The 20,499-nt window shown below is 56.3% G+C and carries 22 protein-coding genes and 1 other RNA gene; 8 read left to right on the top strand and 15 right to left on the bottom strand.

What is annotated here, in order from left to right; all coding sequences use genetic code 11:
- From ACT3IC_RS12590 to ACT3IC_RS12550, 9 genes are all read right to left on the bottom strand, one after another.
- Nucleotides 1–1,305, bottom strand: a complete 1,305-nt coding sequence (locus ACT3IC_RS12590) for an L-cysteine desulfidase family protein (protein WP_159339899.1) — start codon at nt 1,303–1,305, stop codon at nt 1–3.
- A 21-nt stretch (nt 1,306–1,326) separates the two neighbouring features.
- A complete protein-coding gene (locus ACT3IC_RS12585) occupies nt 1,327–2,658 on the bottom strand; it encodes an SLC5/6 family protein (RefSeq protein WP_156655264.1) in 1,332 nt (443 codons plus the stop codon).
- 283 nt (nt 2,659–2,941) lie between these two features.
- Complete coding sequence (locus ACT3IC_RS12580) at nt 2,942–3,352, bottom strand: Spy/CpxP family protein refolding chaperone (protein WP_103177139.1); 411 nt, start codon at nt 3,350–3,352, stop codon at nt 2,942–2,944.
- A gap of 48 nt (nt 3,353–3,400) precedes the next feature.
- Entirely contained in the window at nt 3,401–3,778 is a 378-nt protein-coding gene (locus ACT3IC_RS12575) for a hypothetical protein (RefSeq protein WP_156655265.1), read from the bottom strand.
- 47 nt (nt 3,779–3,825) lie between these two features.
- Nucleotides 3,826–4,203: RNase P RNA component class A (gene rnpB, locus ACT3IC_RS12570), an RNA gene on the bottom strand.
- Between the two features lie 32 nt (nt 4,204–4,235).
- Nucleotides 4,236–5,381 (bottom strand): glycerate 2-kinase, encoded by a 1,146-nt coding sequence (gene garK, locus ACT3IC_RS12565; protein WP_473477664.1) that lies wholly within the window; start codon nt 5,379–5,381, stop codon nt 4,236–4,238.
- 60 nt (nt 5,382–5,441) lie between these two features.
- Nucleotides 5,442–6,332 (bottom strand): 2-hydroxy-3-oxopropionate reductase, encoded by an 891-nt coding sequence (gene garR, locus ACT3IC_RS12560; RefSeq protein ID WP_103177141.1) that lies wholly within the window; start codon nt 6,330–6,332, stop codon nt 5,442–5,444.
- A 31-nt stretch (nt 6,333–6,363) separates the two neighbouring features.
- Nucleotides 6,364–7,134 (bottom strand): 2-dehydro-3-deoxyglucarate aldolase, encoded by a 771-nt coding sequence (gene garL, locus ACT3IC_RS12555; RefSeq protein ID WP_039031683.1) that lies wholly within the window; start codon nt 7,132–7,134, stop codon nt 6,364–6,366.
- A gap of 15 nt (nt 7,135–7,149) precedes the next feature.
- On the bottom strand, nt 7,150–8,484 hold the full coding sequence (locus ACT3IC_RS12550) for an MFS transporter (RefSeq protein ID WP_103177143.1): 1,335 nt from the start codon (nt 8,482–8,484) through the stop codon (nt 7,150–7,152).
- Nucleotides 8,485–8,902: 418 nt separating this feature from the next.
- Here ACT3IC_RS12550 and garD point away from each other — a divergent pair, with 418 nt between their 5' ends.
- Entirely contained in the window at nt 8,903–10,474 is a 1,572-nt protein-coding gene (garD, locus tag ACT3IC_RS12545) for a galactarate dehydratase (RefSeq protein WP_103824902.1), read from the top strand.
- A 127-nt stretch (nt 10,475–10,601) separates the two neighbouring features.
- Here the strand turns inward: garD and ACT3IC_RS12540 are convergent, their stop codons facing one another.
- Nucleotides 10,602–11,582 (bottom strand): Fic family protein, encoded by a 981-nt coding sequence (locus ACT3IC_RS12540; protein WP_473477659.1) that lies wholly within the window; start codon nt 11,580–11,582, stop codon nt 10,602–10,604.
- A 4-nt stretch (nt 11,583–11,586) separates the two neighbouring features.
- The gene (gene rsmI, locus ACT3IC_RS12535) at nt 11,587–12,450 is read right to left on the bottom strand and encodes a 16S rRNA (cytidine(1402)-2'-O)-methyltransferase (protein WP_103177146.1); all 864 of its coding nucleotides are present in this window, start codon (nt 12,448–12,450) and stop codon (nt 11,587–11,589) included.
- A 62-nt stretch (nt 12,451–12,512) separates the two neighbouring features.
- Here rsmI and ACT3IC_RS12530 point away from each other — a divergent pair, with 62 nt between their 5' ends.
- Genes ACT3IC_RS12530 through dolP form a run of 4 tightly spaced genes read left to right on the top strand, consistent with a single transcriptional unit; the run spans nt 12,513 to nt 16,180 of the window.
- Nucleotides 12,513–14,630 (top strand): penicillin-binding protein activator, encoded by a 2,118-nt coding sequence (locus ACT3IC_RS12530; protein ID WP_473477656.1) that lies wholly within the window; start codon nt 12,513–12,515, stop codon nt 14,628–14,630.
- Nucleotides 14,588–14,983, top strand: coding sequence for a YraN family protein (locus ACT3IC_RS12525; RefSeq protein ID WP_103177148.1), 396 nt, complete (start codon nt 14,588–14,590; stop codon nt 14,981–14,983). Before ACT3IC_RS12530 ends, ACT3IC_RS12525 begins: the two co-directional genes overlap by 43 nt.
- A gap of 21 nt (nt 14,984–15,004) precedes the next feature.
- Nucleotides 15,005–15,595 (top strand): DnaA initiator-associating protein DiaA, encoded by a 591-nt coding sequence (gene diaA / locus ACT3IC_RS12520; protein ID WP_032614385.1) that lies wholly within the window; start codon nt 15,005–15,007, stop codon nt 15,593–15,595.
- A 9-nt stretch (nt 15,596–15,604) separates the two neighbouring features.
- Nucleotides 15,605–16,180: a division/outer membrane stress-associated lipid-binding lipoprotein gene (gene dolP, locus ACT3IC_RS12515; protein WP_103177149.1), complete on the top strand. Its 576-nt coding sequence runs from the start codon at nt 15,605–15,607 to the stop codon at nt 16,178–16,180.
- A gap of 33 nt (nt 16,181–16,213) precedes the next feature.
- Here the strand turns inward: dolP and ACT3IC_RS12510 are convergent, their stop codons facing one another.
- Nucleotides 16,214–16,858 (bottom strand): NAD(P)H-binding protein, encoded by a 645-nt coding sequence (locus ACT3IC_RS12510; protein ID WP_473477651.1) that lies wholly within the window; start codon nt 16,856–16,858, stop codon nt 16,214–16,216.
- Between the two features lie 126 nt (nt 16,859–16,984).
- On the opposite strand from ACT3IC_RS12510, the gene ACT3IC_RS12505 reads away from it, so the two are divergent.
- The gene (locus tag ACT3IC_RS12505) at nt 16,985–17,503 is read left to right on the top strand and encodes a type 1 glutamine amidotransferase domain-containing protein (protein WP_103824906.1); all 519 of its coding nucleotides are present in this window, start codon (nt 16,985–16,987) and stop codon (nt 17,501–17,503) included.
- On the opposite strand, the gene ACT3IC_RS12500 is transcribed toward ACT3IC_RS12505, so the two are convergent.
- Nucleotides 17,489–17,917, bottom strand: coding sequence for a YhbP family protein (locus ACT3IC_RS12500; RefSeq protein ID WP_473477648.1), 429 nt, complete (start codon nt 17,915–17,917; stop codon nt 17,489–17,491). The two genes, ACT3IC_RS12505 and ACT3IC_RS12500, sit on opposite strands and share 15 nt — an antisense overlap.
- 55 nt (nt 17,918–17,972) lie before the next feature.
- Between ACT3IC_RS12500 and ACT3IC_RS12495 the strand changes: the two genes are divergently transcribed.
- Entirely contained in the window at nt 17,973–18,272 is a 300-nt protein-coding gene (locus tag ACT3IC_RS12495) for a GIY-YIG nuclease family protein (RefSeq protein WP_103177153.1), read from the top strand.
- Here the strand turns inward: ACT3IC_RS12495 and ACT3IC_RS12490 are convergent.
- Nucleotides 18,259–18,762 carry a GNAT family N-acetyltransferase gene (locus ACT3IC_RS12490; RefSeq protein ID WP_103177154.1) on the bottom strand — a complete coding sequence of 168 codons (504 nt, stop codon included), beginning with the start codon at nt 18,760–18,762 and terminating at the stop codon, nt 18,259–18,261. The genes ACT3IC_RS12495 and ACT3IC_RS12490 overlap by 14 nt on opposite strands.
- Nucleotides 18,756–19,280, bottom strand: coding sequence for a ubiquinone anaerobic biosynthesis accessory factor UbiT (gene ubiT / locus ACT3IC_RS12485; protein WP_103824910.1), 525 nt, complete (start codon nt 19,278–19,280; stop codon nt 18,756–18,758). The genes ACT3IC_RS12490 and ubiT overlap by 7 nt, the downstream gene beginning before the upstream one ends.
- A gap of 220 nt (nt 19,281–19,500) precedes the next feature.
- On the opposite strand from ubiT, the gene ubiU reads away from it, so the two are divergent.
- Nucleotides 19,501–20,496: a ubiquinone anaerobic biosynthesis protein UbiU gene (ubiU, locus tag ACT3IC_RS12480; protein ID WP_103177156.1), complete on the top strand. Its 996-nt coding sequence runs from the start codon at nt 19,501–19,503 to the stop codon at nt 20,494–20,496.
- Nucleotides 20,497–20,499 lie beyond the last annotated feature (3 nt).

Genomic DNA, 20,499 nt, shown 5'->3' with positions numbered 1-20,499 from the left:
TCAGGCGACTTTCTTCGCCATGATCTCAATGATCTGTTTATCCGTTGCCTGCATTGAACGGCATGCAAGTGAGCACAGATTGGCGATGGACTGTTCCACATCGTGCGCCACAATCCCTTCGTTGCCGGTCACGGCGCAATCATCAAGCGCCATCATTACCGATTTCCAGGCACTGCTGACGCTGGTTGAGACTTTCATCGCGCAGCTGTTCGATGCTCCATCGCAGATCATTCCGCTGACGTCGCCAATCATACTGCTGATCGCCATCTCAATCGCCTTATAGCCCCCGTCCAGCAGCCATGCCATACCTGCTGCCGCGCCCATGGCCGCGGTCGTCGCCGCGCACAATGCCGACAGGCGAGGAAGCTGGTAATGGATATAAATGGCCGAGAGGTGCGAAAGCATCAGGGCCCGCGCCAGTTTTTCCTCATCAGCCTGGAGATATTCCGCCACGACCAGAACCGGCATCGTTGCCGTAATCCCCTGATTACCCGAGCCGGAATTGCTCATCGCAGGCAGTGTCGCTCCGCCCATTCGGGCATCTGACGCGGCGCTGGTGCGGATGATTATCTCCGATCCTAACCCCTGGTCGATAAAGCCGCGCGCCTGCTGTCTATGCAACGTCGCGCCAATATGGAGTCCCCATTTGCCGGTTAATCCCTCCCTGGAGAGGGCGTCGTTTAGATGCCCGGCTTCCAGGATAAAACGAATGGCGGAAAACGGAACATGCTCGATAAACTCCAGGATCTGCGACAGCGACGTGCTCGACAGCACTCTCAGGGGATCGCCGCCAGAGCTCTGCGGCTGCTCATCCAGCATAAAGCGTGTTTCGCCCTGATAGCTGATCTGCACGACCCGCGTGTGTCCTCCCGCGATGGTGACGCTTGCCGACTCCGCCCCGGCATAGACAATGGCGCGGGAATAGAGGATTTCGTCGCAGGGTTGCTGCAGTTTTACCTGCACTTTTCCTGCCGCCAGCAGCGCTTTAGCGCGGGCAATCGCCTCGGGCGAAGCATCTTTTAAAACCTCCAGCCCGCCCCGGGGGTTGCCACCAATCGCCCCCAGCGCAGCCGCAACAGGCAGGCCAACCATGCCAGTACCCGGTACTGTTACACCCAGTCCATTCTTCATTAAATTCGGTGAAACCCACGCCTCAATTTGCGTGATTTCTCCGCTTAGCTGTTCAGCCGCGATGGCACAAGCCAGCGACAGCGAGACAGGTTCTGTACATCCCAGGGCAGGTTTAACCTCTTCCTGCACCGCGTGAATAAACAGGTTCCATAAAGGGTTTATTTGTTCAGACATCGTTACGACCTTTATTGCACATCAGGAAAAAGCGAGGAAAGGAGAAACACAAAGCAGTAGCCCGGTGATAATAATAATCACCAGCGACACGCCTTTGTATTTATGCAGCGCAGGGACCTTGTAGACCAGCCACGCCGGAATTAAACAGCCCACCATGCCAAAAATAGGGCTGCAGATAGAGGTGAAGCTCAGCACAGGAGCATTTAATACAATGGCGCTCCAGGCAAGCAGTATGGCAAACACCATAATGCCGCGCTGTACGGTGGATTCATTGATTTTATCCGCCGGCAATTTGCGGCGCAGGATATTCATCACAATGCCTTGCGTCGCTTCACGAAAGCCGAGATAGACGCCAAAGAAAGCGGTCATCACAGCGAAGATATTCAGAATAACGCTGACGATTTTTACCCAACCCGCACCATCACCACTAATAAACTGCGCGGCAATTGCCAGGGCGGAAATATTCTGTTCGTAGGCTTTGACCGCTTCCTCATGCCCCATCGCGAGGGTAAAAGAGACCGCGTAGAAAAAGACCGTCACAAACAGAATGCCAAACGCGATATTCATCGCCCGCAGGGCTTTGTACCGCGCCACTTCGATCGATTTTGCGCGGGAGCGGTAGGAGATCACCATTGGGCTGAGCGTCTGGATAAACAGAATGGAGGTGAGGGTAAACGGCAGCGTAATGATGGCATTCTTGATCAGCAGCCCCATCGGCGGCAGCGCGCCAACGTTATAGAGGTGCCACATGCCAATCATTGAGATCCCCAGAGCCGCTACCACCAGCAGTTTGGTGAGCACCATCAGGCTGGAGACTTTAAACAGCAGTTTTTCACCCCGGGAAGAGATCGCCACCAGGATACAGATCAATAATAAGCCATAGAAAGGGTTTTCTGACAGCAAACCGTCCGTCACGCCGAAGGTATGCAGATAAGAGGCGCTGTCGTTGGTAATCGCCGTGGAATATACAAACATCCAGATAACCAGCATGACAAAATAGAGCGCCCCTAACAGAATCCCCCAGTTTTTACCCAGATAACCGCTGATCACGCTCGGGTAATCTTTGCACTCCGGCGATTCCGCCAGCGTATTAATAAACAGGCGCTGAAAGAGATACATCGCCGGATAACCAATGATGGAAGAGAGCAGAAAAACCCACAGGCCCATTAATCCCACCTGAACCGGGAGAAAAACAATACCGGCACCGATTGCCATGCCGATACTCATAATTATCCAACCGGTATCATTACTGTCGAATTTAATCGCTTCTTGCCATTCACTCTCACTCATTCCAGCCCGTCTTGCTGCCGGTGAGTCGCTCACAATTACGCTATTATTTGTCGCCGTATCCATTAGGCTCTCGCTTATTTTGTAGGGTAAACAGTTATTTTTATGGATATCTGCTCATCAGCGATAATGACCAGAGAGGTGCAGGCGTTTGTTATTCGTGTGGAAATATCATATCCGGAGAGGAAGAGAAAAAAATCACAACGTTAGTGGGGTTTTTGGCTAAAAAAAGAAAAAGTTACTATTTTTAAAAAAGAAGTGGGGCTACTTTTCTCATTGTGACGCACTTCAAGGAATAAAAAACCCGCGACACGCGCGGGTTGTTGAGCACTGGTACGTTAATGACAACTTATTCGCTCAGAGTCTGGGCGATTTGCGATCTGACTTCTGCCCGCTGCTCTGCCGTCAGGACCTGGCTCACATCGAAGTAATATTTCACGCGATAGTAACGCGCCTGCTCCTCAATGCGGCTGAACGCAGCCAGCTGATCTTTCACTGCCTTCTCATCCCATTTGCCGGACTGGATCACGTCAATCAACGTGCCATTTTTCACATCGCTGGTCGGGATTTTCTGCACGTTCTCTTCCAGCTGCTGGTGCAGAGCCTTAATTTTCGCGGTCTGTTCGCTGCTGAGTTTTAATTGCTGAACGATAGGATCCTGGGCAGGCTGCGGTGCGGTTGTCACTTCTGCCGCCTGCGCCACACCCGCAAAGCCTGTCATCGTTGCCGTCAGCAGCGCGATCCGGAAAATCTTTTTCATCTCACAATCCTCAATTATCTGTCAGGGAAGAACCGGAGTATTTTTCAATTACGGATGTTGATCTGTGAGGAAGTATATAAACAATTTTAAATGTAAATGCCGGGATGAGGGCAGAAAGCAAAAACCCCGCCGAAGCGGGGTTTCTAAAGAGTTGAAGCTGACCGATAAGCCGCGTTCTTTTTGGTATAGCGTCGTTGGACAGTCATTCATCTTACCGCCAAGAAGCAAAAACCCCGCCGAAGCGGGGTTTTCTGAAGAGTTGAAGCTGACCGATAAGCCGCGTTCTTTTTGGTATAGCGTCGTTGGACAGTCATTCATCTTACCGCCAAGAAGCAAAAACCCCGCCGAAGCGGGGTTTTCTGAAGAGTTGAAGCTGACCGATAAGCCGCGTTCTTTTGGGTATAGCGTCGTTGGACAGTCATTCATCTTACCGCCAAGAAGCAAAAACCCCGCCGAAGCGGGGTTTTCTGAAGAGTTGAAGCTGACCGATAAGCCGGGTTCTGTCGTTGGACAGTCATTCATCTAGGCCAGCAATCGCTCACTGGCTCAAGCAGCCTACCCGGGTTCAGTACGGGCCGTACCATGTGAACCCCTATTTGGCCTTGCTCCGGGTGGAGTTTACCGTGCCACGGACTGTTACCAGCCGCGCGGTGCGCTCTTACCGCACCCTTTCACCCTTACCTGATCCCACTTGCGTGGGCCATCGGCGGTTTGCTCTCTGTTGCACTGGTCGTGGGTTTCCCCCCCAGGCGTTACCTGGCACCCTGCCCTATGGAGCCCGGACTTTCCTCCCCTCCGCCCGTCTCCCCCGAAAGGGACGACGACGAAGCGGCGACTGTCTGGTCAGCTTCGGCGCGCAGTATAGAGGGTTTGCGCCCCGCTGTCACCCTTCGGTGAGCATCCCTACCCGTAGGGTGGCGGCAATATTGCGCGAGGCGCGATAAATATTGTCAAACGCGCCGCGGAACGCCTCTTCCAGGGTGCTGATACTGGTCAGGACGCTGAACACCGCATCGATGCCATATTGATGAACCACCCCGACGTCGCTGGTCAGGCTGCCGGCGATGCCGATGACCGGCTTGCGATATTTACTGGCGACGCGCGCCACGCCCACCGGCACTTTGCCGTGAATACTTTGACTGTCCAGGCGTCCTTCGCCGGTCACCACCCAGGTGCAGTCGTGAATATGCTCTTCGAGATTCAGCGCCTGGGTGACGATTTCAATGCCGCTCTTCAGCTCCGCGCCGAGGAACGCCATCAGCGCGGCACCCATGCCGCCTGCCGCACCCGCACCGGGGACATTTTTAACCTCAATACGCAGCGCGGTATTAATCACATCGGCGTAGTGAGAAAGATTGTTGTCGAGCTCGGTGATGTTGGCTTCTGTCGCCCCTTTCTGCGGGCCGAAGATGCGGGAGGCACCCTGCTCGCCGATCAGCGGATTGCTCACGTCGCAGGCCACCCGTATCGCGCAGGTTTTGAGACGCGGATCGAGCGATGAAATATCAATATTGTTTAACGCCATCAGGCTGCCACCGCCGTGGCCAATCTCGGTGCCGTTGGCATCCGTCAGTTTTGCCCCCAGCGCCTGAACCATCCCTGCGCCGCCGTCGTTGGTGGCGCTGCCGCCAATCCCGATAATGATATTGCGCGCACCTTTATCGAGTGCGGCAAGGATCAGCTCGCCCGTCCCGCGGGAGGTGGTAATCAGCGGGTTGCGCTGTCCCGGAGGAACCAGTGCCAGTCCGCTCGCCGCCGCCATCTCAATAAACGCCGTCACGCCATCGCCGGAGATCCCCCAGCAGGCATTGACACTTTCGCCCAATGGCCCCGTCACTACTGCATGCTGCATCGTGCCATTGGTGGCGGCAACCATCGCTTCAACCGTGCCTTCCCCGCCATCCGCAACGGGAACCGAAACATACTCTGCATCGGGAAAGATCTCCCGAAAGCCTTTTTCTATCGCCTGCGCTACCTCGGTGGCAGACAGGCTTTCTTTGTAAGAGTCAGGGGCGATTACGATTTTCATAGTTATAGCCTGTTACCGCTTAAGGCAAAAATAGCGGGCGCGTTCCCGCGCCCGTCTTTGTTAGCGAGAAACTTCCACTTTCGCCAGTTTTTCGTAATAGCACGCGAGGGCGCTGTGGTCTGCCGTTCCCAGCCCATCTGCGCGCAGGGCCTGCATCATCTCCATTACCGCCGCGGTCAGGGGTAGCTGTGCCCCCACGCCGTGAGAGGTATCCAGCGCGTTCGCCAGATCCTTGATGTGCAGATCGATACGGAAACCCGGCTTGAAGTTACGATCCATGACCATTGGCGCTTTGGCATCCAGTACGGTGCTGCCCGCCAGGCCGCCACGGATGGCCTGATACACCAGATCCGGGTTAACGCCCGCTTTGGTCGCCAGGGTCAGGGCTTCAGACATCGCGGCGATGTTCAGGGCCACGATGACCTGGTTTGCCAGCTTGGTGACGTTACCGGCACCAATCTCACCGGTATGCACCACGGAGCCGGCCATCGCTTTCAGCAGGTCGTAGTATTTGTCGAAGATGGCTTTGTCGCCGCCCACCATCACAGAGAGGGTGCCGTCGATAGCTTTCGGCTCGCCGCCGCTCACCGGCGCATCCAGCATGTCGATGCCTTTTGCTTTTAACGCCTCGCTGATTTCACGGCTGGCCAGCGGTGCGATGGAGCTCATGTCGATCAGCACGGTGCCAGGTTTTGCCCCTTCGATGATGCCGCCTTCGCCCAGCGCCACCTCTTTAACGTGCGGGGAGTTTGGCAGCATGGTGATGATCACATCGCACTGCTCAGCAATGGCTTTTGCCGTGGTGGCCGTTTCTGCGCCTGCGGCGATCACTTCGGCAATGGCTTCCGGGTTACGGTCTGCAACCACCAGTGAGTAACCTGCTTTGATGAGGTTTTTACTCATTGGTTTACCCATGATACCCAGGCCAATAAAACCAACTTTCAGTGTCATAATTGCGTCTCTCTTTATTCAGTGGTGGTGGTTATTTCTTGAAGGAATCCGCTAACTTCTGGGTGGCGGAGCGGAACACGCCGAGATCGCTGCCGACGGCGACAAAGGTTGCGCCCCATTCCAGATAGCGGCGGGCATCAGCCTCGACCGGTGCCAGAATGCCGGACGGCTTACCGTGCGCTTTGGCACGGGCAAAGATATGCTGGATGGCGCGCTGCACTTCCGGGTGATTCGCATTACCCAGGTGACCAAAGGCGGCCGCCAGGTCGCTTGGGCCGACAAAGATGCCATCTACGCCGTCAGTAGCGGCGATGGCATCGACGTTGTCTACGCCCTGCTGGCTCTCAATCTGCACCAGGATGGTGATGTTTTTGTTCGACTGGGCGAGGTAGTCCGGCACGGTGCCAAACATATTGGCACGATGGGAGACCGACACGCCGCGAATGCCTTCTGGTGGATAACGGGTGGAGGCTACCGCCTGCACCGCCTCTTCGACGTTTTCCACAAACGGGATCAGGAAGTTATAGAAACCAATATCCAGCAGGCGCTTGATGATCACCGGCTCATTGGTCGGCACGCGCACCACCGGCGCGCTGTGGCTGCCTTTCAGCGCCATCAGCTGCGGGATAAAGGTGGTGACGTCGTTCGGCGCATGTTCACCGTCCAGCACCAGCCAGTCAAAACCTGCCAGTCCCAGCACTTCGGTGCTGATTGGGCTTGCCAGCGCGGACCAGCAGCCAATCTGAATCTGATGTGCCGCGAGGGCCGCTTTAAATTTGTTTGGGAAAATATCGTTACTCATCGCTTATACCTTTGCTTATTTCTGCAATTCCATACGTTTGATGTCGCCCACTACGAACAGGTAGCAGAACATCGCCATCAGCGCCGAACACCCTACGAACAGCAGTGCCGCGTTGAACGAATGCAGCTCACTGACCAGATAGCCAATCACCAGCGGAGTGACGATTGACGCTACGTTGCCAAAGACGTTAAACACACCCCCGCACAGGCCAACAATCTCTTTCGGTGCGGTATCGGATATGACCGGCCAGCCCAGGGCACCAAACCCTTTACCGAAGAAGGCCAGCGCCATCAGCGCGACCACCAGCGTGGTGTTGTTGGTGTAGTTGCACAGAATGATTGAGGAGGCCAGCAGCATACCCAGCACGATCGGCAGCTTACGCGCCAGGGTAATCGACTTGCCTTGCTTAATCAGGTGATCCGAGAATACGCCGCCCAGTACGCCGCCGGCAAAGCCGCACAGCGCCGGAATGGATGCCACCAGGCCCACTTTCAGAATCGACATCCCCTTCTCCTGCACCAGATAAATCGGGAACCAGGTGAGGAAGAACCAGGTGATGGTGTTGATAAAGTATTGCCCGAAAAAGACGCCCAGCATCATGCGGTTAGACAATAACTGTTTGATGTAATGCAGCTTCGGACCGCTGGCCGCTTTGTCGCCTGGCTTTTTGTGGTCCATATCGACCACCGCGCCGCCCTCCTTAATGAACTTCAGTTCATCGGCGCTTATGCCTGGATGGTCGGTCGGGTTATGAATAAACTTCGCCCACATGCCGGTCAGCACAAAGCCAATCACACCCATTACGGTAAAGACATGTTCCCAGCCCCAGGCGAAGGTCAGCCAGCCGAGCAGCGGGGAGAAGAGCGCCAGCGAGAAATATTGCGCGGCGTTAAAAATAGCTGATGCCGTACCGCGCTCTTTGGTCGGGAACCAGGCCGCCACGATACGGGCGTTAGCCGGGAAGGATGGCGCCTCGGAGAAGCCGAGCATAAAGCGCATAAAGAACATTGAAATGCCCGCCCACGCCAGCGGGAAAAGATCGACAAACCCCTGCAGGAAGGTGAACAGCGACCAGAAGAAGAGGCTGTAGGTATAGACCTTTTTCGAGCCGAATTTGTCCAGCAGCCAGCCGCCGGGGATCTGCATCAGCAGATAGGCCCAGCCGAAGGCGGAGAAGATGTAGCCCATCGACACGGCACTTAATTGCAGCTCTTTGGCGACTTCCGTTCCGGCAATAGAGAGCGTGGCGCGGTCAGCGTAATTGACAGCGGTAACAATAAAAATGATGAGTAATATTAAATAACGGGTGGGGAAACCCTTTTTAGTTTCAACGGTAGTATCCAGCAACATATTTATTTCCTCTGGTACATCAATGAAATTATTTTTATTGTTTTAAGAAAGAGGCAGTCCTGATTATTTTGCTCATTAGAGAGAGGTAATTACGGTTAATTAACCAAATCCATGAAAGCGTTAATGAGTATAATCAAGCGCCCACCACCACGCATTGTCGCATTGCTCAATTATCAACTTTATTGTGAATATTATTTTGAGCATATGCACAAACCCCTGGGCGCTGATGCACAGATTTCGCCATTGCTCCCCTTATGGGCAGGCCACCGTCATAAATGAGTGATCGCGATCACATTATTAATTCCCCATGCCTGACATTCTTTATTCCACTGAGCAGAGTCTTTATTTTTTATAACGAGAAAATATAGTTACTCTTTGATCAATTAATTATCCCCCACGCGCTGGAGAATACTGGACAATGGCCGACATCGAAATTCGTCAAACGTCGCCGACCGCGTTTTATATTAAGGTACATGAGACCGATAACGTGGCGATTATTGTTAACGATCAGGGGTTAAAAGCCGGAACGCGTTTCCCGGACGGACTTGAACTCATCGAGCATATTCCACAGGGCCATAAAGTGGCGCTGGTGGATATCCCGGCGCAGGGCGAAATCGTGCGTTATGGCGAAGTCATCGGCTACGCCGTGCGCGCCATCCCCCAGGGCAGCTGGATTGATGAGTCGCTGGTTGCCCTGCCGGAAGCCCCGCCGCTGCACACCCTGCCACTGGCAACCCGCGTACCGGAGCCGCTACCTGCGCTTGAAGGCTACACCTTTGAAGGTTATCGCAATGCGGACGGCAGCGTAGGCACCAAAAACCTGCTCGGCATCAGCACCAGCGTGCACTGCGTGGCGGGCGTGGTCGATTATGTAGTGAAGATCATCGAACGCGATCTGCTGCCAAAATACCCCAACGTCGACGGCGTGGTGGGTCTGAACCACCTTTACGGCTGCGGCGTGGCGATCAACGCTCCGGCGGCAATTGTCCCTATCCGCACCATCCACAATATCGCCCTGAACCCGAACTTCGGCGGCGAAGTGATGGTTATCGGCCTCGGCTGCGAGAAGCTGCAACCCGAAAAACTGCTCCAGGGCACCGAAGACGTGCAGGCGATCCCGGTGGATGACGCCAGCATCGTGCGTCTGCAGGATGAGCAGCATGTCGGCTTCCGGTCGATGGTGGATGACATTCTGCAGGTCGCTGAGCGCCATCTGGCAAAACTGAATCAGCGCCAGCGTGAAACCTGCCCGGCCTCTGAGCTGGTGGTGGGAATGCAGTGCGGCGGCAGCGATGCCTTCTCGGGCGTGACCGCCAACCCGGCAGTGGGCTATGCCTCGGATCTGCTGGTGCGCTGTGGCGCCACGGTAATGTTCTCCGAAGTGACCGAAGTGCGCGACGCGATCCATCTCCTGACGCCGCGCGCCATCAACGAAGAGGTGGGCAAACGCCTGCTGGAGGAGATGGCCTGGTACGATAACTATCTCGATATGGGCAAGACCGACCGCAGCGCCAACCCGTCACCGGGCAACAAGAAAGGCGGCCTGGCGAACGTGGTGGAAAAAGCGCTGGGCTCCATCGCTAAGTCGGGCAAGAGCGCCATCGTTGAAGTGCTTTCCCCGGGCCAGCGCCCGACTAAACGTGGCCTGATCTACGCCGCCACGCCAGCCAGTGATTTCGTCTGCGGTACCCAGCAGGTGGCCTCCGGGATCACCGTTCAGGTCTTCACCACCGGTCGCGGCACCCCGTACGGCCTGATGGCGGTGCCGGTCATTAAAATGGCGACCCGTACCGAGCTGGCGAACCGCTGGTTTGACCTGATGGATATCAACGCGGGCACTATCGCTACCGGCGAAGAGAGCATTGAGGATGTGGGCTGGAAGCTGTTCCACTTCATCCTCGACGTGGCGAGTGGACGTAAGAAGACTTTCTCCGATCAATGGGGATTACATAACCAGCTGGCGGTATTTAACCCGGCCCCGGTGACCTGAGTTTGCAGTAAACCTCCTTTAGCATGGCTTCGGCCATGCTTTTTTTTGCCTTTCGTTCTGGCTGATGCTCGCCATTCCGAATTTTTGCCGATCTGAAGTAATTATCGTCTGACGGGACAAGCGCTGCCTATCTTAAGACCTGCCAGTACCCACCTTTTCTGGCACCGACCCGTTGTACCTTACCCTTGCTTTGTAATGCGCTAAGGTAGCGTTCTACCGTACGGGAGGTTACACCGAGCATTGAGGCCAGGGTAGAAGCTGTCATTTTTGGCTGGGCAATCAGAAGTTGCAGGATGGCATCCTCTTTTTCCGACATTTGTTCCGACATTTGTTCCGACAATGCATGCGGGGTTGCGATACTTTCACGCAGCGCATCGGCAAGATTGTGTAGCATAAATTCTACAAAAGCCGTGCAATCGCTGGCTTTATCACACTGCCCAAGGATGGCGTAGTACCGCTCTTGCTGAAAGTGGATCAGCGTTTCCACCGGCAACCAGGCCAGCTCGGCACGCCAGTGGCTGAGGATAAGAGTCTGCCAGAGACGCCCCATACGGCCATTACCGTCGGCAAAGGGATGGATAAATTCAAATTCATAGTGGAATACAGAGCTGGCAATTAGCGGGTGCAAGTCTGTGGCATTAAGCCAGCCAAGCAGCTCATCCACCAGACGAGGTACCTGAGATGCAGGAGGTGCCATATGCACCAGTTGGTTACCACGATAGATCCCGACATCCCCCTGGCGCAGTTGCCCGGGATTATCTACGAGCCCCTTCATCAGCAGCCGATGGGCACTCAGCAAATCTTTCAGACGACTGGCTTGCCAGATATTCAGGTGCTCATAGGCCTGGATGGCGTTTCTGACTTCCTGAATATCTTTTGCCGGGGCCAGCACCCGCTTTCCATCCATAATTGCGGTCACCTGCCCGGTGGTCAGCGAATTATGTTCAATGGCTAACGACGCCTGGATAGTACGAATACGATTCTCTTTACGCAGCAGAGGTGAAGCTCGCCCCGTATAAGCAGCCCAGTGTCCCAGCAGTTCTCCCGTTTCAACCACCAGATTAAAGATTGCAGACGTAATCGTAAAAGGCGGTTGATAACGGCTCACGAGCTTACTCCCCCTGCTGCTCCAGCGCATATTTATACAGCGCGTTCTTTTTCACGCCGTGGATCTCTGCTGCCAGCGCGGCCGCTTTCTTCAGCGGCAGTTCAGCCTGCAGCAGCGCGAGGGTGCGCAGGGCATCCGCAGGCAGGGCGTCCTCTTCGGCCTTGTGCCCTTCGACAATCAGCACCATCTCGCCCTTGCGGCGGTTTTCATCCTCTTTCACCCATGCCAGCAGCTCGCCAACCGGCAGGCCGTGGATGGTCTCCCAGGTTTTGGTCAGTTCGCGGGCCAGCACCACGTAACGCGCCTCTCCCCAGACGGCGACCATATCTTCCAGGCTCTCCAGCAGACGGTGGGTCGATTCGTAGAAGATCAGCGTGCGCGGTTCGGCTTCCAGCGCCTTCAGCACGTCGCGACGACCTTTGGATTTGGCGGGCAGGAAGCCTTCGTAGCAGAAGCGGTCAGACGGCAGACCCGCCGCGCTCAGGGCGGCAATGGCGGCACACGGCCCCGGTAACGGGACAACCCGAATGCCCGCCTCGCGGCAGGTGCGGACCAGATGGTAGCCTGGATCGTTAATCAGCGGCGTGCCGGCATCGGAGACCAGGGCGATGTTCTGCCCCTCTTTCAGCTTTGCCACCAGCGTCTCGGCCTTTTGCTGCTCGTTATGATCGTGCAGGGCAAACAGGCGGGCGTTAATGGCGAAGTGTTGCAGCAGCAGGCCAGTGTGGCGGGTATCTTCAGCCGCAATAAGATCAACGCTTTGCAATACGGTGAGCGCACGTTGGGTAATATCAGATAAATTCCCGATAGGAGTAGGTACAATATATAGCTGACCCTGAGAATTATCTGCCGTTTCGTGTTGTTTCATTGTTTCATCCGTATTGCCGATTTAATATTGAGCATTGCGTAAAAAATATCACTGGATACAGTATGGTACCCTTAACGTTTTTTCATAATAAAGCCACGCGCAGCCTTCCGCTGGTGCTGGCAGCCCTGTTCTTTGCAGGCTGTGGCACACAGGCGCCCGATCAAAGTGCTGCCCACATGGAGGGTACAGCCCAGGCTGACTCCGGCTTCTATCTGCACCAGATGGAGCAGAGCTCGAATGATACCAGGATCAACTGGCAATTACTCGCCATTCGTGCACTGCTGAAAGAGGGTAAAACCCAGCATGCCACCGATCTGTTTAACCAGTTGCCGCAGGATCTGACCGATACCCAGCGTCGCGAACAGTCCCTGCTGGCCGCCGAGCTGAAAATTGCGCAGAACGATGCTGCCGGCGCTAAGAAGATCCTCGGCAATATCGACATCAGCGCGCTGGATAAAAATCAGCAGGCGCGTTTCTGGCAGGCAGGTATCGCCGCTGAGCAGGGGCGTCCTTCCCTGACGCTGCTGCGGGCGTTGATCGCCCAGGAGCCGCTGCTCTCCGCTGCCGAAAAACAGAAAAATATCGATGCCACCTGGCAGACGCTCTCCGCCATGAACCCCGATCAGGCCAATGCGCTGGTGATTAACGCCGACGAGAATATCCTGCAGGGCTGGCTGGATCTGCAGCGCGTCTGGTTCGATAACCGCAACGATCCGGATATGCTGAAGGCCGGAATTAAAGACTGGCAAACCCGCTATCCGAATAACCCGGGCGCAACCATGCTGCCAACGCAGCTGGTTAATGTACAGAACTTCAAGCCAGCCTCCACCAGCAAAATCGCCCTGCTGCTGCCATTAGGTGGCCAGGCCGCCGTCTTTGGCCGCACGATCCAGCAGGGTTTTGAAGCGGCGAGAAACGGTACTGCCGCCGTCGCGGGCAGCGCAGTTCCCGCCCAGGTCGCCCAGGCCGCTAATGCCGGTGATGTGGTGAGCCCATCCAGTGCCGAAACCAACGATCTGACCGCGACCCAACCTGTCGCTGCCCAGCCAGGCACGCTTCAGAATCCGGTGCAGGCCCCTGCCACCCCTCAGCCTGTCGCCGCGCCGGAAGGCAACGTACAGGAAGGTAACGTGCAGGAGCCGGTGCAGACTCCGGTCACGACACAAGAGACGCAGACCGTCGCCCAACCACAGGTCATGGGTAACCCATCTGCGGAGATAAAAGTGTATGACACCAGCAACCAGCCGCTCGATCAGGTGCTGAGTCAGGTGCAGCAGGATGGCGCCAGCATCGTAGTCGGCCCGCTGCTGAAAAACAACGTGGACGAGCTGGTGAGAAGCAACACCCCGCTGAACGTGCTGGCGCTGAACCAGCCGGAGCAGGTACAGAATCGCCCGAACGTCTGCTACTTTGCCCTGTCGCCAGAAGACGAAGCCCGCGATGCGGCCCGCCATATCCATGAGCAAGGTAAGCAGGCTCCTCTGCTGCTCATCCCGCGCAGCCAACTGGGCGATCGCGTCGCGACTGCCTTTGCCCAGGAGTGGCAACAGCTGGGTGGCGGCATCGTCCTGCAGCAGAAATTTGGCTCAGCCTCAGAACTGCGCGCAGGCGTGAACGGCGGAGCGGGTATTGCCCTCAGCGGTAGCCCGGTGACTGCCAGCCTGCCGCAGCAGCAGAGCGTGACGATTGGTGGTCTGACTATCCCGGCTCCGCCAACGGATGCGCAGATCAGCGGCGGCGGTAACGTGGATGCGGCCTACATTGTCGCCACCCCGGAAGAGATCGCCTTTATCAAACCGATGATCGCCATGCGTAACGGCAGCCATGCGGGCGTGTCGCTGTACGCCAGCTCACGCAGCGCACAGGGCATCGCAGGCCCGGACTTCCGTCTTGAGATGGAAGGGCTGCAGTACAGCGAAATCCCGATGCTCGCAGGGGCAAACCCAGAGCTGATGCAGCAGGCGCTCAGCAGCGTGCGTAACGACTACTCGCTGGCGCGCCTGTATGCCATGGGCGTGGATGCCTGGGCGCTGGCGAACCACTTCACCCAGATGCGCCAGGTGCCGGGCTTTACCCTTAACGGCAATACCGGCGATCTCACCGCCACTCAGGACTGCGTGATTAACAGGAAGTTATCATGGCTCAAATACCAGCAGGGACAGATCGTTCCGGCCAGTTAACCCGCAAACAGACCGGCGACGCGCGCGAATTACAGGCGCGTCGCTGGCTTGAGCGCAAAGGACTGCGCTTTATCGCCGCCAACGTTCGCGGACGCGGCGGTGAAATTGACCTTATCATGCAGGACGGCCCGTCCATCGTGTTCATTGAGGTGCGCTACCGCCAGTCATCCCGTTACGGCGGGGCCGCCGCCAGCGTGACCCGGGCCAAGCAACAAAAATTGTTACACACCGCCCAGTTGTGGCTTGCCCGGCATAATGGCAGCTTTGACACTGTGGATTGCCGGTTCGATGTGGTAGCCTTCACCGGAAACGCCATCGAATGGTTCAAAAACGCCTTCGGCGAAGACGCGTAAATCAGATCGTTAAGGGATACCGTGCTCGAAAGAATTAAGGTTTGCTTCACGGAAAGCATTCAGACTCAGATTGCAGCAGCAGAAGCGCTGCCGGACGCCATCTCCCGCGCGGCGATGACGCTGGTTCAGTCCCTGCTTAACGGCAACAAAATTCTCTGTTGTGGTAATGGCACCTCGGCCGCCAACGCACAGCATTTTGCTGCCAGTATGATCAATCGTTTTGAGACAGAGCGCCCCAGTTTACCTGCCATTGCACTTAATACCGATAACGTGGTCTTAACGGCGATTGCCAACGATCGTCTTCATGATGAGATCTACGCCAAGCAGGTGCGCGCGTTAGGGCATGCCGGTGATGTCCTGCTGGCCATCTCCACGCGCGGCAACAGCCGCGACATCGTGAAAGCCGTGGAAGCGGCCGTCACGCGCGATATGACCATCGTTGCGCTGACCGGTTACGACGGCGGTGAGCTGGCAGGGCTGTTAGGTCCGCATGATGTTGAGATCCGTATTCCTTCCCACCGCAGCGCGCGCATTCAGGAGATGCATATGCTGACGGTGAACTGTTTATGCGATCTGATCGATAACACGCTTTTCCCTCACCAGGATGATTAAGGAGTAAACATGAAGGCACTTTCGCCCCTCGCAGTCCTTATTTCTGCGCTGCTGCTTCAGGGATGTGTGGCTGCAGCGGTAGTGGGTACCGCCGCAGTGAGTACCAAAGCCGCGACCGACCCGCGAACCGTGGGCACGCAGGTGGATGACGGCACCCTTGAACTGCGCGTGAACAGCGCACTCTCCAAAGACCAACAGATTAAGAAAGAAGCGCGTATTAACGTAACGGCTTATCAGGGCAAGGTTTTACTGGCCGGCCAGGCGCCGAATACCGAACTTGCCTCCCGCGCGAAGCAAATTGCGATGGGTGTAGAAGGGACGACCGAGGTATTTAACGAAATACGTCAGGGCCAGCCGATTGGCCTGGGTGCCGCCTCAAATGACACCTGGATCACCACCAAAGTGCGCTCCCAGCTGCTGGGTAGCGATCAGGTGAAATCCTCTAACGTGAAAGTGACCACCGAGAACAGCGAAGTCTTCCTGCTCGGCCTGGTGACCGAGCGTGAAGGTAAAGCGGCGGCGGATATCGCCAGCCGGGTGAGCGGCGTGAAACACGTGACTACCGCCTTCACCTACATCAAGTAATCTCCCCCGCCCTCTGCCGCTGGCAGAGGGCGCTCATTCCTCTCCCTGCGCCTGCTCCCTGATTTTCGCCGACGGAATAACATTGACTCCTGCCGGTGCTGCACTCAGCGCCTCCTGCAGCATAACCTGCGCCACATCCCGCGCCTCGACAGACTTCCAGTTGCCGGGCAGCAGACTGAACAGCGGGGAAAACAGCGACTCGCTGAAGCGATGCTTCTCCCGCTCCCCCAGCAGCATTGACGGACGAACAATGGTCAACCGCTCCCACTTCTGGGCGATCAGGGCCTCTTCCATTTTGCCTTTCACCTTGTTGTAGAAAAACGGCGAATGCGCGTTAGCCCCCATGGCGCTCACCACCAGGAAATGCTTCGCCCCGAGTCGTTTGCCAGTCAGCGCAGTATCCACCACCAGCGTGTAATCGGCATGGATAAAGGCCTCTTTGCTGCCCGCCTCACGCCGGGTGGTGCCCAGACAGCAAAAGACGGTATCTACCGGATCCTGAACCTGTGCCAGCGCATCGGTCAGTTGCGGATCGTGGGGATTAAACACCCCTTCGATATCGCCCAGCGGGCGACGCGTCGGGGCGGCGATATAGTTGATCTTCTGCTCCTGGATTAGCATACGCAGCAGGTGCCCACCCACAAGGCCAGTCGCGCCGGTAATTAAAACCTGACTCATTACTCCTCCTTTGCAGATTAGTCCGTATGCGATTTCATGCCGCTCAACCACACTTAGTGGTCTGAACGTTAAGTATTTACCACAAGCTGGAAAAAAGCTGTCTGAAGCCAAAACAACGGAGGAAGCATGAGCAAGAAAATTGCGGTCTTGATTACCGACGAGTTTGAAGATTCAGAATTTACCTCACCTGCCGAGGCGTTTCGTAAGGCGGGCCATGAGGTGATCACCATTGAAAAAGAGGCAGGCAAAACGGTAAAAGGCCATAAGGGCGAGGCCAGCGTGACCATCGATAAAACCATCGATGAGGTGAGCCCGTCTGACTTTGACGCCCTGTTACTGCCGGGTGGGCACTCCCCGGACTCGCTACGCAGCGATACGCGTTTCGTGACCTTTACCCGGGATTTTGTCTCCAGCGGGAAACCGGTCTTTGCTATCTGCCACGGTCCACAGCTGCTCATCAGCGCTGAGGTTGTGCGCGGACGTAAACTGACGGGCGTGAAATCGATCGCCATCGATCTGAAAAACGCCGGGGCCGATTTTCACGATCAGGAGGTAGTTATCGATAACGATCAGCTGGTTACCAGCCGGACGCCAGAAGATCTTATCGCCTTTAACCGTGAGGCGTTGCGCTTACTCGGCGCGTAGCCAGTGATGTTTTTTGCCAAAGCCTAACGTGTTGTCAGTGAACTTCAGTTCATCCAGACGGATCTCCCATACCGGAGCTGGCATGGCAGCGGCAACCGGAAAGCGACGAAGATAGTGCTTGCGCATCACGTCGCTTTCCCCTCCTTCCAGACGACGAATCTCCCCTTTGAACTGCACCCCGCGGATTAACGCCACGGTTTTGGGCTGCCCGTTGACGGTGCCTGCAACTTTCGCCTGTTTGCCGCTCATCTGCGCATGACGGGTTTTGTCTTCGCTTAAGATGTAGAACGCGACGCGCTGCGGGTCATAATAGTAAAAGGCATTGGCACACCACAGCTCATCGTCATGGTGTACGCACCAGGTGACCACGTGCTGCTTCGCCAGCCAGCGGTTGATGGCGGCCAGAGTTTCCATTTCGCTTCTCTCTCATGCTAAGGTGCACTCACCTTAACATACTGAATCTGTCGCCGTGTGCTGGTTTCTCTATCTTGTTCGAACCGCTGATAATGCGCTCTATACGGGCATCACAACCGATGTGCCGCGCCGCTTCCTGCAACATCAGACGGGAAAAGGGGCGAAGGCGTTGAGGGGTAAAGGAGAGCTGACGCTGGCGTTTTCCGCGGTCGCAGGGGATCGCTCCCTGGCGCTCCGGCTGGAGTACCGCATTAAACAGCTCACGAAGCGCCAGAAAGAGCGCCTCGTCAGCGGAGACGGGACGTTTGAGGCGCTACGCGAGAGCCTGCAAAGGCCGCCGGTTAAAAGCTATTGAAGCGATCGTGGTATTCCACCAGGCCGCTCACGCCGTTAAGCGCATCGTCGGCCAGACGGTGGACCTGGAAAGCCGACTCGGTGCCCGGCCAGCGGCAACGCAGATCGTAATGTGCCGCTTTCTCGAAGCCTAAACGGCTGTAGAAATCCGGATCGCCCAGCGTCACGACCGCGGCGTAGCCAAACTCATTGAGTGAATCCAGCCCTTCGTAGACCAGCTGGCGCGCCAGGCCCTGTCCGCGATAGTTTTCATCCACCGCCAGCGGCGCCATGGCAACCCACTGCAGCTCTTCGCCCTGCACGATGACCGGGCTAAAGGCCACGTAGCCAACGACCTGACCTTCATCATCGGTGGCGACCAGACCCAGCGTAATCAGGCCGTCTTCACGAAGATCGCGAACCAGTTGCGCTTCACCTTCCCCTTCAAACGACCGGCGTAATAAGGCGTCAATACCCGGGGCATCGATGCCAATTTCTACTCGAATCAACATGGCTCACCTACAGAAGTGTGTTTACTTTCCGGCGGAGTTTTCAGACCCGCCTCGACAAAATCGGCCAGTTGCAACAGGGCCACGCGCAGCGGCTTCGGCATCTGTTCCAGTTCAATCGCATCCATCAGGTTTTTGACATACAGACCTAACTCGGTATCGCCTTCAATCACCAGACGACGCTGGAAGAAGAGCGTGTCGGGATCCTGCTTGCGTGCCGCGATCATCAGCAGATCGCTGGCGTCAGCGCTAAAGCTGACGTCCGCCTCGGCGGATTCGCGCACCACCAGCTGTTCATTTTCAACGGAGGTGTACCAGCGCAGACCAATATCCCGCACCTCGATACGTAACCAGCGCCCTTCAAGAAATTCCAGCTCGCCATCCGCCAGCGCCTGGCGGAATTGCCAGCTGAGCACCTGCTCCAGTACCTGGCGCTTCAGGGCAAAGGGCGCGAGCTTAACCGGCACGCTCAGCAGCGACGGGCCAAATTGTACGAGACGTGAACGCAGTTTATCCAGCACGAGCAATACTCCTGATATCTATGGTCCTGATATTTTGCCATATCCAGTCGTCGGTATAGCGGGGTAAATCAACAAACTGACATCCGGCGTAACCCATTATTGGTGTCATCAATACGCCATTAGCTGCCTTAAATCAAAAATTGTCGCCGGATGGTTAATTAAAATCCCTGTTCGATAACAATTTTGCATCCCTCTGGGGCTGCGAACGTCAGGATAAATTATGGAGCTGCTCTGCCCTGCCGGGAACTTACCGGCGCTAAAGGCGGCCATCGAAAACGGCGCCGATGCGGTTTATATCGGGCTGAAGGACGATACCAATGCCCGTCACTTCGCTGGTCTCAATTTTACCGAGAAAAAACTGCAGGAAGCGGTGAGCTTCGTACATCTTCATCGCCGTAAACTGCATATCGCTATCAATACCTTTGCCCACCCCGACGGCTATCAACGCTGGCAGCGCGCGGTGGATATGGCGGCACAGCTGGGTGCCGACGCCCTGATTCTGGCCGATCTCGCCATGCTGGAGTATGCCGCAGAACGCTATCCCCACATTGAGCGCCATGTCTCCGTACAGGCGTCTGCTACCAACGAAGAGGCCATACGCTTTTATCATCGACATTTTGAGGTGTCGCGCGTGGTGCTGCCGCGCGTGCTCTCTATTCATCAGGTTAAGCAACTGGCGCGGGTCACGCCAGTTCCGCTGGAAGTTTTTGCCTTTGGCAGCCTGTGCATCATGGCTGAAGGGCGTTGCTACCTCTCTTCTTATCTCACCGGGGAATCGCCCAACACCGTGGGCGCCTGCTCCCCTGCCCGCTACGTGCGCTGGCAGCAAACCCCGCAGGGGCTGGAGTCGCGTCTGAACGAGGTGCTGATCGACCGCTATCAGGATGATGAAAACGCCGGCTATCCGACGCTGTGCAAAGGTCGCTATCTGGTGGATGGCGAGCGCTACCATGCACTGGAGGAGCCCACCAGCCTGAACACCCTTGAACTGCTGCCGGAACTGCTGGCCGCCAATATCGCCTCGGTGAAAATCGAAGGACGCCAGCGCAGCCCGGCCTATGTCAGCCAGGTGGCAAAAGTGTGGCGGCAGGCGATCGATCGCTGCATGGCAAATCCGCAGAGCTATACGCCAGAACCGGCGTGGATGGAGACGCTCGGCTCGATGTCCGAAGGCACGCAGACCACGCTGGGTGCGTATCACCGTAAATGGCAGTGAGAT

Source organism: Leclercia sp. GHBNCSD (assembly GCF_055805075.1).
This window is presented reverse-complemented; position numbering and strand designations above follow the sequence as displayed.

Coding starts and splice junctions, on each gene's coding strand:
- ACT3IC_RS12590 (WP_159339899.1), bottom strand. CDS start 1,305: ATGTCTGAACAAATAAACCCTTTATGGAACCTGTTTATTCACGCGGTG.
- ACT3IC_RS12585 (WP_156655264.1), bottom strand. CDS start 2,658: ATGGATACGGCGACAAATAATAGCGTAATTGTGAGCGACTCACCGGCA.
- ACT3IC_RS12580 (WP_103177139.1), bottom strand. CDS start 3,352: ATGAAAAAGATTTTCCGGATCGCGCTGCTGACGGCAACGATGACAGGC.
- ACT3IC_RS12575 (WP_156655265.1), bottom strand. CDS start 3,778: ATGAATGACTGTCCAACGACGCTATACCCAAAAGAACGCGGCTTATCG.
- garK (WP_473477664.1), bottom strand. CDS start 5,381: ATGAAAATCGTAATCGCCCCTGACTCTTACAAAGAAAGCCTGTCTGCC.
- garR (WP_103177141.1), bottom strand. CDS start 6,332: ATGACACTGAAAGTTGGTTTTATTGGCCTGGGTATCATGGGTAAACCA.
- garL (WP_039031683.1), bottom strand. CDS start 7,134: ATGAGTAACGATATTTTCCCAAACAAATTTAAAGCGGCCCTCGCGGCA.
- ACT3IC_RS12550 (WP_103177143.1), bottom strand. CDS start 8,484: ATGTTGCTGGATACTACCGTTGAAACTAAAAAGGGTTTCCCCACCCGT.
- garD (WP_103824902.1), top strand. CDS start 8,903: ATGGCCGACATCGAAATTCGTCAAACGTCGCCGACCGCGTTTTATATT.
- rsmI (WP_103177146.1), bottom strand. CDS start 12,450: ATGAAACAACACGAAACGGCAGATAATTCTCAGGGTCAGCTATATATT.
- ACT3IC_RS12530 (WP_473477656.1), top strand. CDS start 12,513: ATGGTACCCTTAACGTTTTTTCATAATAAAGCCACGCGCAGCCTTCCG.
- ACT3IC_RS12525 (WP_103177148.1), top strand. CDS start 14,588: ATGGCTCAAATACCAGCAGGGACAGATCGTTCCGGCCAGTTAACCCGC.
- dolP (WP_103177149.1), top strand. CDS start 15,605: ATGAAGGCACTTTCGCCCCTCGCAGTCCTTATTTCTGCGCTGCTGCTT.
- ACT3IC_RS12510 (WP_473477651.1), bottom strand. CDS start 16,858: ATGAGTCAGGTTTTAATTACCGGCGCGACTGGCCTTGTGGGTGGGCAC.
- ACT3IC_RS12505 (WP_103824906.1), top strand. CDS start 16,985: ATGAGCAAGAAAATTGCGGTCTTGATTACCGACGAGTTTGAAGATTCA.
- ACT3IC_RS12500 (WP_473477648.1), bottom strand. CDS start 17,917: ATGGAAACTCTGGCCGCCATCAACCGCTGGCTGGCGAAGCAGCACGTG.
- ACT3IC_RS12490 (WP_103177154.1), bottom strand. CDS start 18,762: ATGTTGATTCGAGTAGAAATTGGCATCGATGCCCCGGGTATTGACGCC.
- ubiU (WP_103177156.1), top strand. CDS start 19,501: ATGGAGCTGCTCTGCCCTGCCGGGAACTTACCGGCGCTAAAGGCGGCC.